This window comes from Methanosarcina sp. MSH10X1, assembly GCF_004099695.1.
In the GTDB taxonomy this organism is placed as follows: domain Archaea; phylum Halobacteriota; class Methanosarcinia; order Methanosarcinales; family Methanosarcinaceae; genus Methanosarcina.
On sequence record NZ_SCHL01000002.1, the window covers coordinates 159,688 to 175,438 of the forward strand.

Below are 15,751 nucleotides of genomic sequence, written 5' to 3' on the forward strand. Positions count from 1 at the left end.
GATTGTTGAGCGTATGAAAAAAATGCAAATGCTTATGTTTAAATCCCTTTCGTGAAAAGTGAAATCGGTAGATCTTGAAATTCTGCCTTAATAAGTTCAGTTAAGAGCAATCTCTTCCTTAAAACATTCTTTCCAGGGCTTCCCTGCCGGTAATTCCAGGTTCAATCCCGAGTTCTCTAGCCTGTTGGGTTACCTCAACGACCTGGGCTTTAAGCATATCTTCAAAACTCTTTACGCCTTTTACCTTCGCTGCCGTATCCCCAAGTGTTTCTGCAGCGTTTACATTGAGGTATCCGCACATCAGGAAGCCTTTCTCTGCCCTTATGACCAGAAGAGGGTATTTCTGCATCTCAAAGCGGAGACCAAGAGCACACCCTTTCTCAAGCTGAATCTGTTTGATAAGCATATTTTTCAGAATAAATTTCAAGCCAGATTAACTTTTTGTACTCAGATAAAACTGTGTAAAAATATCTTTGAAAGACCCGGAAGGTTTCCCAACTTCCGCTATTTCTCCAGCATTTCCGGTTTTATTTATCCCTTCTTTATTTTTGCTTCCTGCATCCTGTTCAACGCTTCCGTTTCCACCTTCTGGCCCGGCTATAGAGCTTTCATTCTCCGAGATCCAGAGAGTTATATTCTTTTGCGGGCCGAAGCTACCTTTAAGCACGGTACGGTTGTTCCCGAAATCCTGACTTTTGTTGTCCAGCCCGGCGGTCTTTTTTATATCGAAATCGGCAGGCAGAGTTATTGTAACATTCGAGTATGGAGTCCCCAGAAGCCAGATATTCGCATCCTGACGAAGCTCCTTCTCAAAAATATAACTTACACTGGCAGAATTGGTAATTGACAGGTTTTTTCCAACCTTACCCAGAGCTTCTCTCGAGAGCCAGAAATCGATATTTGTAGCCTTAACCGGGTCTGAAGTGCCATTAAGTTTCACGTCAGGTCTGGTTTTTAAAGCTTCTTCCATCTGATCTCTGAGAGCGGTTTCAGCTTTCAGGATTTCCCATGCATTGACAAAGTTATCATCATTTCCTGCTTGCAGGTCTATGAAGTTTCTGAAAAGAACGGCTTCATTACCCGTAATTTGTTCCTGGTATTCCCAGGTCATTCCATCCCTTTCCAGTGTAATGTTATTGCTGGGTACAAAAGCCGCATCACAGGGCTCCGCGAGAAAAGCGGGCGCAAAAAGGGTTATTAACAAAAAACCGGCTAGAGAAAGAATATATGCTCTCAAGGCATTCAACTCAGATCTTTTTTAGTTTTTTACTCTTTTCTAACTTTTATACTCTTTCTCCTCTTTAACCCTGGGTTTGTTTTCTGTTTGTTTTCGATTTTTTTATTTTATTTTCTTTACAGTTTTTTCCTTTACAGGTTATATTTTTCTCTTTATTTTCGGGTATTATTTTGTTGTAACTTCGCATCCATCCTGAGTTATTATTATGGTATGTTCAGCCTGGGCTACAAGCCCGCCTGCACTTTCAAGAAGCACAGGATAAGAATGAAGGATTCCTGCCTTTTCAAGTTGAATTAATGCGAATTCCAATCTGTCGGATTCGAGCCAGCGCTTTGCAAAAGGTAATTCCCTGTATTCTTCAGCTTGTTTCAGGACATTCCGGACTGCGGGCATACGGACCGGCTTTTTTCTTACAAGGCTGTATATCTCAGCCCAGTTCCCATCATGGACCAGACCTGCTCCATTCGTTGCAAAGGGCTCAATTGCAAGCACGTCTCCTTCCTTTAGAACGGCTCCTCCTTCCACATGCCGGTTGGGAACAGCAGGCTCGTCATGAGCCTCATAATGAGAAAGCCCGTGACCTGTCAGGTTCATTATCGGGTTCAGGTTGTAACTGCGAATACTATCCTCGATTGCAGCCCCGAGCTCTCCTGTAGTGACCCCTGGTCTTGCAAGGTCGATGGCTGCGGCAAGAGCCTCCTCGGCGGCTTTCACGATATCGGAATTTCCTGAAAGGTCAACCGTTACAGCCGAATCTGCAATATATCCGTCCACATGGACCCCGAGGTCCAGCTTGACCATATCTTTTCCAAAAACGCCAGTATCTCCTGCCTTCGGGGTTGCGTGTGCAGCCTCCTGATTTCTTGAGATGTTACAGGGGAAAGCAGGCCTGCCCCCAAGCTCGATAGTCCGGGTTTCAACAAATTCCGCAACTTGCAGCAGAGTGTTTCCGACCCTGATCATTTCCACGGCTTCGGCCCTGACAATTTTCAGGATCCTGCCTGCTTCCCTGTATTTCTCAAGAATTTCTTGCTTATTGTGCACATTATCGGTCATATTAACCCCTTGTTGGATAGTTTACTGGAATTTTACCGAATTTGTTGAAGTGTAAGAGTTTATGTGAGCAGATTCGATGCTCTTAATTAAGATCTAAACAAAATATAATACTCTTTAAATTGTAAACCTGTTATAATACAAATCTCTTTTCCAGCCCTGTAAGATTCTGACATCCGCTCTGAGTAACCAGGACCATATCTTCAAGCCGTATTCCTCCTGTTTCGGGATAATAAAGTCCAGGCTCGATGGTGATCACATTGCCTGCCTCAAGTAGAACTTCGGTTTCTCCTACCCCCGGAAGCTCATGTATATCGAGCCCGACCCCATGCCCTGTCGAGTGGATAAACCCGACTTTTGACCCGCTTTTGTAGGTATGGTAACCACGTGCTTCGAAAACATTGCAGACGGCGCTATGCACCTCGGCTGCCGGCACTCCTGGCTTCACCATCTCAAGCGCTCGTTTCTGGGCTGCAAGTACAGCTTCATACATTTTTTTTAGCTCTTCCGAAGCTTCTCCATGCAGGACTGTACGCGTCATATCCGCAAAATATCGTTTTTTCTTGCTTCGGGGGAAAATATCCAGGATAATCGGGGCATTTGCCTTCAGAGGGCCATCCGTAGTTCCATGCGGATTTGCCGTATCCCTGCCGCATGAAACAATAGTCTCTTCTGCCTCACATCCGTAGTCAAGCAGGGTATGGTCTATAACTGAGAGCACTTTAGCTCCTGTTAACGCCTCCCCTGCGTGGTAAAGAAAACCTTCCCTTTTGTCTGCTCCTGCTATCAGGGCTGTTGCGGCTTCCATTGCTTTTTCTCCGGCCATCTGGGCATATTTTATGGCTTCAAGCTCTTCCGGGTTTTTCAAGCTTCTGAGTTTTCTGAAAGGGCTTTTTACGGGCACTATGGAAAAACCTGCTTCTGTGAGAAAATTTGAGTAGAATATCGGAAAATCATAAGGTACTGCCACTTTCTTTATCCCTTCTCCTGCAAGCAGTTCGGAGATGCAGGCGGCATAGGCAATAGAGGGATCTTTCTTTTCTTTCATCTTCTCTCTGTAGCCCATATCCTGCAGGGTTTTTATTTTCGAAACCCTTGATTCGATTTCAGCTCGTCCTTTTTCCATATCCGAAATAAAAAGTACCTCTTCTCCGGGTCCGGTCTGCAGGTACGCGAAATCGTCGGAAGCCAGGAAGTGGGTCACGTAATAAATATCGGAATTGTGAAGGTTTCCTGTCATAAGATAAGCATCAGTTCCTGCTTCTTCAAGGGCTTTTTTTATGCTGAATTCTCGCTCTGCCATGCAAGATATTTCTGGTTTCCGTGCATAAAGGTCTTATCATCAGGGCTTTTTTCCTTCGATCCTTAATATCTCCTGCTTCATTTCATAGTCCAGAACAAAAAGTTCCTCAAGCATTGCAAAATAAAGGTTAAGAGAGGCTGTCATCTCATCCGAAAACCTGAGAAAGCAAACATATTTTCTCTTTCCCCTCTCTTTTACCCATCCTTTATTCTCAGGCTCCCCCGCCTCTGGTTTCCAGAAAGTTTCGGTGGCACAGCCGAGGATAATTCGAACGCTTGAGGTCAGCTCCTTTCGAATTTTTTCTTTCTTAAATTCCACATAGTCCCTTGAAATGTCTGGCTGAGAGAATGCGTTTCTATGGATCCAGTACTCTTCGCGGTTAAGGTGCGTTTCTACAATATCTGAGATTTTGAGAGGTAACTCCTTCTGATACAGGTTTGATTCACCGATTTCCCTGTCACCAAACTCCACATTCTCAGAAAAAGCTGCACTCTCAGGAAAATGCACGGTCGTTTCAATTTCTCTCTCAATCCATTCCGAGACGAACTGTTTTGTAGCTTCAATAAAGGCAAGAGCTTCAAGTTCCGTTCTTTCTCGGGTGGCTTCGAATCTCTCACGTATACGGTTTAATTTTTCCTGGGAATCATCAGAAGTAGCAACCTCAGTTTTCATCCTGCATTCTCTCACTCATACATCCTTTATTTGTAAAATATAGTTAATCCTTGCCGCTGCAGAATTATGAATTTATGGATTTTAATGAAAAAATGGTCAGTCTGGAAGCATCACTTTGACTTTCACCCGAGTTAGACTGGATGAATTAAAAGGATGTTTATGCAGGACATTTTAAAAATGATTTTAAGAACAGGAATCTTAAAAAGCTTAACAAAAATATATATAAAGTAAGCGAATCGAAAAAAAAGAAGCGCCCGGACCGGGATTCGAACCCGAGTCGGAGCCTCGACAGGGCTCCATGATAGGCCTCTACACTATCCGGACACTTCGGTCTCTGTTGCTACTGTTTTTGCCCGCGTTGCGAGCAAACCTTAAATGCTTTTTTAATATATAAATGTTCCCGTTGAAGGTTTCCGATTCTGGGTTATGTATCAGGTCCCGCCTCCCAGACTCGAACCGGGGACATCGCGGTGCCTGCGCGGAAATGTACGGGTAAATTTACCCGCACGAGCCGAACTACAGCCGCGCACTCTACCACTGAGTTAAGGCGGGACGATGTATGTTAATCCACTACCGCACTGCTTGAGTGCACCATCTCATATATGGTGATGATATATATGTTTTTCGCTAGGTGCGGGCATAGGCTCAATTTTGTACTACTTTTATATGTGGGCTCATGCCATAACCTTCAGCTCTTACAAAGAGTTTCACATCAAAACTGAGTACCTTCTTACTAAGTATCAAATATTTTCCACTAAAATAGACAATTTATCACTAAAATAAACAGCATCTTACTATAATTAAACTAATGCCAAAAATAATTATAATAGAATTTTATGAAAAGAACCTGAAGGTTCTTCTCGGTAACATCTGCTTTATTTAGAAAGTGTCCAACTCTCCTTTAATTACCATTTCGGTAATCTTCGTCACATTGGAAAGCCAGTCATCCATAACAACCTCGGCTTCGGCTTTGACCTTGGCAAAAGAAGTGCCTTCTTTTGGTATGATCTGTGCACTTGCAACAAGCGGCTGGTCAATTGGCTTTCCTATCTGGGAGAGCAGCCTGATATAAACATCCTGGACTTCCGGAACCTGCTTTACAATATCACGGGCCATCTGGGTTGAGAGTAGATTATAGATTTTTCCTATGTGGTTAATCGGGTTCTTTCCGCTGGTTGCCTCCATACTCATAGGCCTGTTAGGCGTAATCAGCCCATTGCAGCGATTTCCGCGTCCGACCGAACCGTCATCTCCCATTTCAGCTGAAGTGCCTGTAACTGTAAGGAAGATACAGCTCGTTTTCAGGTTATCGCCGGTATTAATGCAAACTTTCACATCGCGTTCGGTATATCGGGTTGCAAGTTCCTCGACATATGTCTGCATCTCCTGGGTCATGCTTATATAGCTATCCAGATCGTCGATGTATCTGCCGATCATGCCGCTGCATATTGTAAGGGTTATATCCTCCCCATCCCTGAGCCCCATAACCTTCATATCCTCGCCGATTGCAGGCATGCGTGATTTAAGATCTGTGAGCAGTTGCCTTTCGGTATTGTATACGAGGTTTTCAAGCTCGGAAAACGGAGCATGCCCGACCCCGAATGAGGTATCATTTGCAACCGGAACCCTGTCTCTTTTGAAGACATCCCTGAGGTCTGATGACCCTGTTCCGAGTTTGCAATCCATGATAACATCTCTTTCGAGATCCATATTTACAAGGGTATTCTTAAGATATCTTCTGGCGGCTTGAAGGGCGACCGACTCGGTAGCAAGCTCGACCCCTTCGAATTCCTTTGTTGCCCTGCCTACCAGCAGAATGTATATGGGCTGCAATATTTCTCCGCCCCCGAACCTGGGGCTGGATCTCCCGGCTACAATCTGGGTTTCGTCGGTGTTATGATGGAGTACGGCTCCACATTTGCCTATGTATTCCCTGCATAGTGCGCGACTTACGGCTTCGGCCAGTCCGTCCGATATGCTGTCAGGATGCCCTATCCCTTTGCGTTCTACAAGCTCTATCCGCTGCTTCTCTATAGGGGTCTGGAAGAGCTCTTCCACTTTGATATTTCGGGCCATTTGGATCCTCTTTTTTAAAAATTAATAATAGTTTTGTTAGTAAATGTTGATGTTATTGGTTTACTATTTTTCGGTCAGTTGTATCATCAGTCTGCTATTTTTAGCACTCGGTTCTGATTAATTCCTATATCGTTATGACACTAATAATATTATATATATGACTCGAAAACTAGCTTTTATTAACTTACTAGGGGATATATAATTTTCCCCTGATCAAATTACTGAAAGTAATATACTTCCTAAAAGCTACCTTTTAGTCTCATTATTAAAAACACCCGATTCCTTCATATCTAAATTAGTTAATAATGAGTGGGCTATTTATCTATGAATCTGCCTTTCTCAATGGAAAACTTCTATCTGATCTTACCGTGAAGTCTATATTATACAAAAATATTCTAAATAAACGTTTTTATCTGGAAAAGCTTAAGCGGGGAAAGTTACCCGGCAGGTTACCTAAGAGGACATAATAGATGATTCGCATTGCAATACCCAATAAAGGGCGCCTTTACGAACCCACAATCTCTATTTTCAAAGATGCAGGGCTCCCAATCAGTGGGGGGGCCGAAAGTAGAAAACTCTTTGCAAAAACTACAGACCCGGATATTCATATCCTCTTTGCCAGAGCCGCTGATATTCCTGAGTATGTACAGGATGGAGCTGCGGACGTTGGTGTTACAGGTATTGATCTGATTACGGAAAGGGGAGCCAGGGTTGAGACTCTTCTGGATCTGAAATTTGGAAAGGCTAGCCTTGTTCTGGCTGTCCCTGAAGATTCGGATTTCCAGAAAGCTCAGGATCTTGAAGGCAGAAAGATTGCAACCGAGTTTCCGGAAATTACAGGCCAGTACTTCGAAAAGCTTGGAGTTAACGTTGAAGTTATAAAGGTCAGCGGAGCCTGTGAGATGACTCCTCATGTGGGGATTGCCGACGCGATCGTGGACATCTCAAGCTCAGGAACGACCCTGATGATAAACCATCTGAAAGCTATTGACACAGTCTTTTCTTCCACAGTTTACCTGATAGCAAATAAGGAAAGCCTTAAGGCAAAGGACAAAATCCTGGATATAAAAACTGCACTGGAAAGCGTGCTTAATGCAAAACAGAGACGTTATCTTATGATGAATGTTCCCGAGGCTTCCCTTGAGGCAGTAAAAGATGTTTTGCCAGGGATGTCAGGGCCAACGGTTATGAAGGTTGAGCCCAGCAAATTGTCTGGAGAATCCATTCTCGCAGTTCACGCTGTCGTGGATGCAGACCTGATTTTCACCATTGTAAATAAATTGAAGAAAGTTGGTGCACGGGATGTCCTTGTCGTACCTATCGAGAGGATAATGCCCTGAAAAAGGAATAGATCTGTAAAAATGAAAATCCTGAAAAGATAAGCAGAAGGAGATTTCCCCAGGACTTGCCGGAGATGCTGATTTAAATGGTTTTTGAAGTGATTCCTGCCGTAGATATGCGGGGTGGAAAATGCGTTCAGCTGGTGCAGGGAGTGCCAGGCAGTGAGATTGTATCCCTTGACGACCCCCTTGAAGTTGCCCTTGATTGGGTTCAACAAGGGGCAAAAACCCTGCACCTCGTAGATCTGGACGGAGCAATTGAAGGAGAGCGTAAAAACGCCCCTATAATTGAAAAGATAGTGAGCGCATGCCAGAAAAAAGGAGTGCGAATTCAGGTTGGAGGAGGTGTTCGAAGCTTTGAGGATGCAGCCGCGCTTCTTGAGCTTGGGGCTTCGAGGGTTATCCTCGGAACTGCTGCACTTCAGGACCCGGAACTTGTAAAACAACTCTCCGGTGCCTTTGGAAGCGAATGCATAACAGTTGCCCTGGATGCAAAAAACGGGAAGATTTCAATTAAAGGCTGGACTGAGGAATGTGCGCAAACTCCTGTGGAAATGGGCAGGAAATTTGAAGAACTGGGTGCAGGCAGTTTGCTCTTTACGAATATAGATACCGAAGGGCTTATGCAGGGAGTAAATTCTGCCCCTACAAAAGAACTTGTGGAATCTGTCAGTATTCCTGTAATCGCATCCGGTGGGGTAAGTTCTTTGCAGGATCTGCAGATACTGAAGGAAACCGGCGCGGCAGGAGTTGTTGTAGGCAGCGCTCTCTATACAGGCAGGTTCACGCTTGAAGCGGCAATTGAGACAATCCTGTGTAAATAATGGAATTCGGCTTTTTCTGGTAGAGGCATTTAAATAAGTTCATTTTCTAGATTGCCCGAAAAACAGGAAATCAGAACTCAGCAGGTAACAGGATACAAAGCTTTTATAAATTTAAAGAGAATGTGGTGCTGTATGAGAACAGGTAAAATGTCCCGCAAGACAAAGGAAACCGATATCCAGCTTGAACTGAACCTTGATGGCACAGGGATTGCCGATGTCAGCACAGGGATCGGATTTTTTGACCATATGCTCACCTCTTTTGCCAGACACGCGGAGTTTGACCTTAAGGTACGTGCTGACGGCGACCTGTATGTGGACGAACATCACCTGGTGGAAGACACAGGGATAGTCCTCGGAAAATTACTTGCAGATGCGCTCGGAGATATGGCAGGAATTGCCCGCTTTGGAGAAGCCAGAATCCCGATGGACGAAGCCCTTGCCGAAGTTGCCCTGGATGTAGGCGGACGCAGCTATCTTGTCCTGAAAGCCGAGTTTGTAGCTCCTCATGTGGGACAATTCAATACCCAGCTTGTAAAACACTTCTTTGAAACGCTTACGTCAAATGCAAAAATTACTATCCATGCAAGCGTCTATGGCGACAACGACCATCACAAAATCGAAGCTCTTTTCAAGGCATTTGCTTACGCTATGAAACGGGCTGTAAAAATTGAAGGTAAAGAGGTAAAGAGCACTAAAGGAGTTCTGTAACGCCCGAGACCCGTTTCGGGAGGGCGGCACGAATTCCGCTTCAGGATCACAGAAAATTCAAGATTTTCTGAGGGTTGTTCTGCAAGTGCAACAGCAAGGGTCCGTTTCGCTCACTTCGTTCGCTCAGGCGGAGTACCTTATAAACAGGTACTGAGATTTGCAGCCCGACTCTCGTTTAGAGAATGGTGCCTTTTCTGCTCTGCTTCGTTCTTATGAGTAGTTTAGCTGATTCCAATGGTTTAGACGCATATTTTTTCGTTGTTGCAAGCTCAAAAAAGAGGGCAACCTTACATTTTTATTCCGGGAAATTAATCTCATTGATAGAATTTGGGGGAATGGAATGAAAGTTCTTTATGTTTACGCACACCCGGAACCAAAATCTTTCAATGGCGCTTTAAAGGATACAGCCCTTGCTGCCCTGCAAGAGAAAGGACATGAAGTAAAGCTCTCTGACCTTTATGCAATGAAGTTTCATCCTGTCCTGAAAGCTTCGGACTTTCCTGAAAGAAAAAACCTGGGAGTTTTCAATCCCTTTCTTGAAGCTATAAAAGCTGTGAAAACCGGAGCATTTTCACCTGATATTAAGGAGGAAATGGAAAAAGTAAAGTGGGCTGACCTTCTGATTTTTCAGTTCCCTATTTACTTTACGGCTATGCCTGCCATTATGAAAGGCTGGATCGACCGTGTACTGGCGCCTGGTTTCGGGTTTAACCCGGTTACCAACAGCGCCTACGATACCGGGCTCTTCAAGGGAAAGTCTGCAATGCTTGTTACTACAACAGGGGCTCCGAAGGAAATGTATTCTGAAGGAGGAGCGCACGGCGACCTTAACAAACACCTCGAATCCATAACGCACTGTGTTTTTGAATATATGGGAATGAAAGTACTTCCGTCTCATATAATTTACGAGGCAAGTGCTATGAAAAGGGAAAGAGGGGCTGAAGAGCTGGAAAAATATAAACAGAGAATGCTTGAGTTTTGATTCAGAGGGATATTGAACAGGTTTGATTATTAAATCTTGATTGATTCTTAAGTGTGGAAATATATTTTCTATTTTTAATTTTTTGCGCCTTATAATCTTTTTTCCTCGATTTGTTAACTCCGGGCTTTCAATATGCTCGAAAAGGGGTTTGAAATTCTTTTCCTGCTAGGAATAATGAAGGTCATCGACTTATGGAAGGTGAAAGAAAACGATTCTGGTCTCTCGATTTCAACTGCGGGAATTTATCAATCTGCATGTTTTACAATGGCTCGCTGTTGAGCTATAACATTACTGCTTTTAACGTCAATAATTTTTACAATTATTTCAGAACCTGCTTTAAATCCATAATTATCTGAGGTGTTAAAGCCTCCGTTAACACTTACTTTAACACTCGAATTAATGTATTTTGAACTATCCTGCCCGCACAGGATCAGCTTCTCGCCAACATCCCATAAGTTGTCCTCAAGGACTGCACTGTTTCGATTTACATATGTGTTGTTTTTCTCTTTGGGGTTCAGATGCTTGTAAAGAACTTCAGTGTTTCCTTCGACGGACGTTCCACCTTCTCCAACATCGCCCTTAAAGGAGTTCCCATGCCCTGAGATTATCACTGAAACAGTATCAAAAGGAAGAGAATCCCCTCCTTCGTGCATAAGCACGATCCTGTTTTCTTCAAGCCTGACCCGCTCTGCCGTCGGACCTACCCCGTAAAGTCCTCCTTCGCAGGATTCAATAGTAATTTTCGCTATCAAAGGTTGAGAATTTTCACTTTCTCCAGCACTATTGAATACAATGATTGCAGTCGCACCCGCAAGTACAACCAGAATAAGCAGCATAAGAAGAGAACCTATAATAGGAGTTACAGCTTTTAATCCTGATTCTGATGAGAAGAGACCTTTATTTCGAAATTTTCCGCAGGATTTCATCATGAGAAAATAGGCAAAACTGTAATAAATAGTTTAGCAAGAATTCTTGAAAAAAAGGAATTTGCTAAGAAAAGTTTGGAGGGAATTCCTCCTGAATTATTTCCTTCTTCGCCGTTTCTGGTTATACTCCTTTTCGAGCTCGAAAATCCCTCGAACCGATTCAAGTTCTTTTCTGCTTCTTGCATAATGCAGCAACACAAAGCCAACTCCACACAGCAGGGCTATAATCGCGGCTGAGAAAAACAGGGGTGCAGACTCGGTATAGTATTTTACCTGAATAGCCTCTTCCCGCTCTCCCATCTTCGAGGAAATCCACAGGAGAGTTTGCCTTCCTTTTTCATCAAAGGTCACACTCTCAGGTTCCGGTCTGGGTATCCCGAATACCCGGTTGCCAGTAACATATCCCTCTGGAAGCACCACACGGATGAATTCGGAGTCCGGTTTAAGGAATGCAAAGCTCTGAGTTCCCGGAACATCTAGCGTATACGCAATAAAACCTGTTACAGGCTCTTCGAATTCCAGGTTTATAACTTTCATGTTCCGGCTAATTTCCTGAGTCAGGGTATAATTCAGATCTGAAGTCTCATTCCTGCGTGAGAGTTCTTCAAAAGTTTGCGGGGCTGCCGTGGGCTCGTTAGCAGGGTCCACAAGCAGTACAAAATTCTGAATCGGATTCTCTTCTCGACCACCGCCCAGAGTTTCAGGGGGATAAATCTCAAGCCTGCTGGTATTTACCGCGATGTTTACAACCTGTACTTTTGTATCATCTTCCAGCAGATAGTACGTGGTGGTATTTGCAAGCGTTTGATTCCCCGATTCATTCAGGAAAACCTCATACTCATAATTAGAAATATTGCCAGGCTCATCCACGACAATTTCTTTGTTTTGATCCGTACAGCCCGATACTAAGACCACCAGCAGGGCAAGGAGCATAAACACAATTTTCTTTCTCATTTTCACAGACAAATTCTCCCTTAAGCTTGAAGCGATCTCTTTTCAGCCTGCGGCAAATTACTCTTCTTTCAAGATAAAGCCTGTGCAGGGTCTGGGACAGGTCAACATTTATCCTATGCTTCCTCTTCTTAATAAACAATATGGATAAACATCTCTAATAAATATGATCGAAAGCTCGCATTCACAGTACAGGTTTACCCTGATAAGGAACAAAAAAGCCTTATGGAAAAACACTTCGGTAGCTCTCAATTTGTTTATAGCATACTTCTTGACTCTTAAGGAAGCTTATCCCTGGTTAAAGGAGATCAATTCTTAAACTCTACAACAAGCAAGCAAAAGTCTGAATAAAGCCTTTACAAATTTTTTCAAATATGGATGCGGGTATCTTTAAATGAATCACAAAAGACAACCAGTTTTCTTTCAGGTTCATCAACATTACTAACTTAACCTAGCTACCTGTGAAATTTTCCTGACTAAACTCGGCTGAATAAAAGTCGAGACACACAGAAGTCAAACAGAAGTCAAGATACACTGGGATCTACCCAGGTCAGCCTGGAAACTGTAATAGCATATCGAACCAAAAATACCTGAAAGCTTCTCTGAATCTGCTGAAACGTTTGAAGAAAAGAGTTTCAAGGAAGGTCAGGGGTTTTAAGAATCGGGAGAAAACAGTTCATAAGCTGGCAAGATCCATAATTGATTTCCAGCTCGAGACATGATTTCCAGCATACTGTTTCAAAAAACCCGTAAGCAAAAACCAAACTGTATCAATTGTAACATTAAGCCGCTACCGTTATCAAGAAATCGCACTCCTGGAACAAGAGACTGAGCCTGTGGACTCGTTCTCACTGGAGAGGGGAATGAAGCATGAAGCCCCTTCCTCAAAACTATAGCTGTCAGGCGAGAATTTTAGGAAGGGGTAGTTCACTTGAGTCATCCGTTGAAGCTGAGACTCATTTATTCTTTATTGAGTTTTTCGATTGTGGTTGTGCCATCTGCCGTAGTTGTTGTTATCGTGTTACCTTTTGCGATTACGGTTGAGCCGTCCGTTGCGATTGCAGTTGCTTGACCCTTTGCGATTGCGGTTGAGCCTTCTTCTGCGATTGCAGTTGATTGACCTTTTGCGATTGCGGTTCCACCAACCGCGGATGAGTCATACTTTGTGATCACGTCCCCGGTCGTCGCAGTTGATTGACCCTTTGCGATTGCGTCTCCGCTGATTGCGGTTGAGCCATCATATGCGCATGCTTCTCCGGTCGTTGCAGTTGATTGACCTTTTGCGACTGCGTCTCCGCTGGTTGCGGTTGAGTCAGACCCTGCATATGTTATGCCCGTTGTGGCTGTTGATTGACCGTTTGCAGTTGCATCGCCGCTCGCTGCGGTAGAGTCGGTCTTTGCGACTGCATTTCCGGTCGTTGCGGTTGAGTTGCCTGTTGCAGTTGCATCTCCTGTCGCTGCGGTTGAGTCATAAGCTGCCCTTGCAATTCCGGTCTGTGCAGTTGAATCGCCTGTTGCAGTTGCATCTCCGCTCGCTGCGGTTGAGTCAGCATTTGCGGTTGAGCTTCCACTCGTTGCAGTTGCATCGCCCGTTGCGGTTGCATCTCCGCTGGTTGCGGTTGAATCAACTGTTGCACCTACGTTCCCTGCTGTTGCGGTTGCATCGCCCTTTGCAGTTGCGTCTCCGCCCGTTGTATCGGCACTTACTACTGCAACTGTTACTGACAGTAAACAACAAACAACCAGTAAAATAGCCAGATTCTTTTTGATCCTTAACATTTAACCACTCCATAAAATTATAGAATAGGACTTACAAACGTTTGGTGAAGAACACTCTCTTCCTAAATTCAGTGTTTCAGCCAGAACTCCACAAATCACATGATTGGGTCAGGGTAAGTTCAATGTCTATTGTTCTTCCCGCTTAACCCCATAAGTCCTACTACTTATTTATTTACAAGATAATGTCCACGAGGCCAATGTATTTATTTCTTGTTAAATTTATAATCCCTAATATGCTTCAAAGCAAAGGACCTCTAGCTTATAGTGCACTCTTATAAATTAGCTTCGATAATGAAAATTAATAAACAAGGTATTTTGTCAATAAAACCAATAACGTAAAAAAGCAGACCGTTATACCATAAACTGAGATATCTGTATCTCCGAACCCCAGATGCTCCTATTTATAGGAAAGGCGATATTATCTATATTTCATATTCAAACGCATCAGATGAATTTTATTATTGGCATGAGAGGATAACAGATCTAATCACAACAAAACTAATAAAATAATTAAATTTTAGAAGAAACAGGTTAAATGTGGGCGCAGGGAGTCGACTTAAACATACGAACTCCCATGAAAATATCTTTAAACCTCTTCTTTGTCCTGGGCATCATCGCAAACGTAATATAAATTTAAAAGACCTGGTTTTACTGCTTTAACCATATTTTCAGTTTAACTCTGAAATTTGAATCTGTCTACGATTAACTCTGTTGATTTAGAAATTTCTCCACCATAGCCCAGTCAACCTTCTTTATGTACTTTGCCTGAAGCTTGGAAACGTAAAGGATATTGCTACCAACCAGGATTTTAAGGTCTGAAGGCTTGGGATCGGCTGTACCCAGTGGAAGAAGTACAGGACCCTCAGGGGATGTGCAGAGCCTGAAATCCTGCCCGCTCTTTCTTATATAGGCTCTTACTTTTTCATCAATTGTAAACGACGGAATCATATTAACACCATGCAGAACTTGTCCGGGGAAGATAAATAATTACAGGTTGATAATCCAATAAACTAAAGGTCTGGTAAACAGGAAAAAAGTTCTGGAAAGAATACAATTCTTACTGGACGAGTCCTTACCAGCAGAGGTTTCCGGGGCAGTTTTAAATTGCATGAAAGCAATTTAGGACGAAGATAACATGATGATGAAAGATAAGGGAAAACTTGTAATCTGGCCAGTGTATCTCGACCAGACAAAGTCAAGGAGCAGCGGCAGAATTATCTCCCGGAAAAATGCCATAAAGGAACCGCAACTTAATGAGATAAAAGAAGCAGCCCGGCAGCTTGGCTTGAATCCGGAGGTAGAGCCTGAAAAAGCCTATCCCAAGACCTGGTGGGAAGTAAGCGGGAGAGTGCTCATAGATGATAAAGGTCCGAAATCCGTTATTGCAAAACAGATCGCCTTAGCCATAAAAAAGATGAGAGGCCATGAGAGTCCTGCCAAAACCTGATATTAATATTGCTCCCTGATGGAAAAAAAGGGGAGTGAGAAATTCAGAGAGATCTAAAGAGCGCCGGGTGTTTTGAGAACTCACTGATATGGGTTCAGCAGCCCCTGTCAATCCAGCGAGTCTATTTCAATTTTTTATAGGGATATCTCATTTCTTTTCCGCAGCTCTGGCAGGAAACAACAACATATCCCTCCTTCAGCCTGTAGCGGGCATTTTTTCCGGGCACTAGAAAAGAGTAGCAATGTTTACAGATCCTGCTCTTTATCTCCCTTGGAATACTCATCCGGTTTCTCATAGAAATATTCCTGATAAGCTGCACGTAACGCCCGCTGCGGTCAGGATGCTCTGCATGTTCTTTTTTTGCCAATTCAAAAAGCCGCCACATGCGCTGAGTTGCGATTCCCTGAATCAGGTTTTTCTTCTGTTTTCTTGCTATTCTGGACATGGGTAAAC

17 protein-coding genes and 2 tRNA genes are annotated in these 15,751 nt (G+C 43.5%); 6 read left to right on the forward strand and 13 right to left on the reverse strand.

What is annotated here, in order from left to right:
• Nucleotides 1–118: 118 nt before the first annotated feature.
• From EQO05_RS02340 to EQO05_RS02370, 8 genes are all read right to left on the reverse strand, one after another.
• Nucleotides 119–406 carry a YunC family protein gene (locus EQO05_RS02340; RefSeq protein ID WP_128503393.1) on the reverse strand — a complete coding sequence of 96 codons (288 nt, stop codon included), beginning with the start codon at nt 404–406 and terminating at the stop codon, nt 119–121.
• Nucleotides 407–433: 27 nt separating this feature from the next.
• On the reverse strand, nt 434–1,237 hold the full coding sequence (locus EQO05_RS02345; RefSeq protein ID WP_240664289.1) for a hypothetical protein: 804 nt from the start codon (nt 1,235–1,237) through the stop codon (nt 434–436).
• Between the two features lie 165 nt (nt 1,238–1,402).
• On the reverse strand, nt 1,403–2,293 hold the full coding sequence (gene map / locus EQO05_RS02350) for a type II methionyl aminopeptidase (RefSeq protein WP_128503395.1): 891 nt from the start codon (nt 2,291–2,293) through the stop codon (nt 1,403–1,405).
• Between the two features lie 130 nt (nt 2,294–2,423).
• Nucleotides 2,424–3,593 (reverse strand): Xaa-Pro peptidase family protein, encoded by a 1,170-nt coding sequence (locus EQO05_RS02355; protein ID WP_128503397.1) that lies wholly within the window; start codon nt 3,591–3,593, stop codon nt 2,424–2,426.
• 39 nt (nt 3,594–3,632) lie between these two features.
• Nucleotides 3,633–4,265, reverse strand: a complete 633-nt coding sequence (locus EQO05_RS02360) for a hypothetical protein (protein ID WP_128503399.1) — start codon at nt 4,263–4,265, stop codon at nt 3,633–3,635.
• 251 nt (nt 4,266–4,516) lie between these two features.
• Nucleotides 4,517–4,589, reverse strand: a tRNA-Asp gene (locus EQO05_RS02365).
• A 112-nt stretch (nt 4,590–4,701) separates the two neighbouring features.
• A tRNA-Tyr gene (locus EQO05_RS15375) sits at nt 4,702–4,817 on the reverse strand.
• A gap of 327 nt (nt 4,818–5,144) precedes the next feature.
• Nucleotides 5,145–6,341 (reverse strand): methionine adenosyltransferase, encoded by a 1,197-nt coding sequence (locus EQO05_RS02370; RefSeq protein ID WP_128503401.1) that lies wholly within the window; start codon nt 6,339–6,341, stop codon nt 5,145–5,147.
• A 470-nt stretch (nt 6,342–6,811) separates the two neighbouring features.
• Between EQO05_RS02370 and hisG the strand changes: the two genes are divergently transcribed.
• The 4 genes from hisG (at nt 6,812) to EQO05_RS02390 (ending at nt 10,195) form a co-directional block, all read left to right on the forward strand.
• A complete protein-coding gene (gene hisG, locus EQO05_RS02375; RefSeq protein WP_128503403.1) occupies nt 6,812–7,681 on the forward strand; it encodes an ATP phosphoribosyltransferase in 870 nt (289 codons plus the stop codon).
• A gap of 86 nt (nt 7,682–7,767) precedes the next feature.
• Nucleotides 7,768–8,505 carry a 1-(5-phosphoribosyl)-5-[(5-phosphoribosylamino)methylideneamino]imidazole-4-carboxamide isomerase gene (hisA, locus tag EQO05_RS02380; protein ID WP_128503405.1) on the forward strand — a complete coding sequence of 246 codons (738 nt, stop codon included), beginning with the start codon at nt 7,768–7,770 and terminating at the stop codon, nt 8,503–8,505.
• A gap of 132 nt (nt 8,506–8,637) precedes the next feature.
• Nucleotides 8,638–9,213, forward strand: coding sequence for an imidazoleglycerol-phosphate dehydratase HisB (gene hisB, locus EQO05_RS02385; RefSeq protein WP_128503407.1), 576 nt, complete (start codon nt 8,638–8,640; stop codon nt 9,211–9,213).
• Nucleotides 9,214–9,553: 340 nt separating this feature from the next.
• Nucleotides 9,554–10,195: an NAD(P)H-dependent oxidoreductase gene (locus EQO05_RS02390; protein ID WP_128503409.1), complete on the forward strand. Its 642-nt coding sequence runs from the start codon at nt 9,554–9,556 to the stop codon at nt 10,193–10,195.
• A 245-nt stretch (nt 10,196–10,440) separates the two neighbouring features.
• Here EQO05_RS02390 and EQO05_RS02395 read toward each other — a convergent pair whose 3' ends face one another.
• Both EQO05_RS02395 and EQO05_RS02400 read right to left on the reverse strand, forming a co-directional pair.
• A complete protein-coding gene (locus EQO05_RS02395) occupies nt 10,441–11,031 on the reverse strand; it encodes a type IV pilin (protein WP_240664290.1) in 591 nt (196 codons plus the stop codon).
• A gap of 186 nt (nt 11,032–11,217) precedes the next feature.
• The gene (locus EQO05_RS02400) at nt 11,218–12,075 is read right to left on the reverse strand and encodes a DUF5803 family protein (protein ID WP_240664291.1); all 858 of its coding nucleotides are present in this window, start codon (nt 12,073–12,075) and stop codon (nt 11,218–11,220) included.
• 150 nt (nt 12,076–12,225) lie between these two features.
• Here EQO05_RS02400 and EQO05_RS16195 point away from each other — a divergent pair, with 150 nt between their 5' ends.
• The gene (locus EQO05_RS16195) at nt 12,226–12,354 is read left to right on the forward strand and encodes a helix-turn-helix domain-containing protein (protein ID WP_370273543.1); all 129 of its coding nucleotides are present in this window, start codon (nt 12,226–12,228) and stop codon (nt 12,352–12,354) included.
• A gap of 678 nt (nt 12,355–13,032) precedes the next feature.
• Here EQO05_RS16195 and EQO05_RS02410 read toward each other — a convergent pair.
• Both EQO05_RS02410 and EQO05_RS02415 read right to left on the reverse strand, forming a co-directional pair.
• Nucleotides 13,033–13,851, reverse strand: a complete 819-nt coding sequence (locus tag EQO05_RS02410) for a hypothetical protein (protein ID WP_128503413.1) — start codon at nt 13,849–13,851, stop codon at nt 13,033–13,035.
• A 702-nt stretch (nt 13,852–14,553) separates the two neighbouring features.
• On the reverse strand, nt 14,554–14,799 hold the full coding sequence (locus tag EQO05_RS02415) for a hypothetical protein (RefSeq protein ID WP_128503415.1): 246 nt from the start codon (nt 14,797–14,799) through the stop codon (nt 14,554–14,556).
• Nucleotides 14,800–14,992: 193 nt separating this feature from the next.
• Between EQO05_RS02415 and EQO05_RS02420 the strand changes: the two genes are divergently transcribed.
• Complete coding sequence (locus EQO05_RS02420) at nt 14,993–15,298, forward strand: signal recognition particle protein Srp19 (protein ID WP_128503724.1); 306 nt, start codon at nt 14,993–14,995, stop codon at nt 15,296–15,298.
• A gap of 121 nt (nt 15,299–15,419) precedes the next feature.
• Here the strand turns inward: EQO05_RS02420 and EQO05_RS02425 are convergent, their stop codons facing one another.
• Nucleotides 15,420–15,743, reverse strand: coding sequence for a ribonuclease P protein component 4 (locus tag EQO05_RS02425; protein WP_128503416.1), 324 nt, complete (start codon nt 15,741–15,743; stop codon nt 15,420–15,422).
• Between the last annotated feature and the right edge of the window lie 8 nt (nt 15,744–15,751).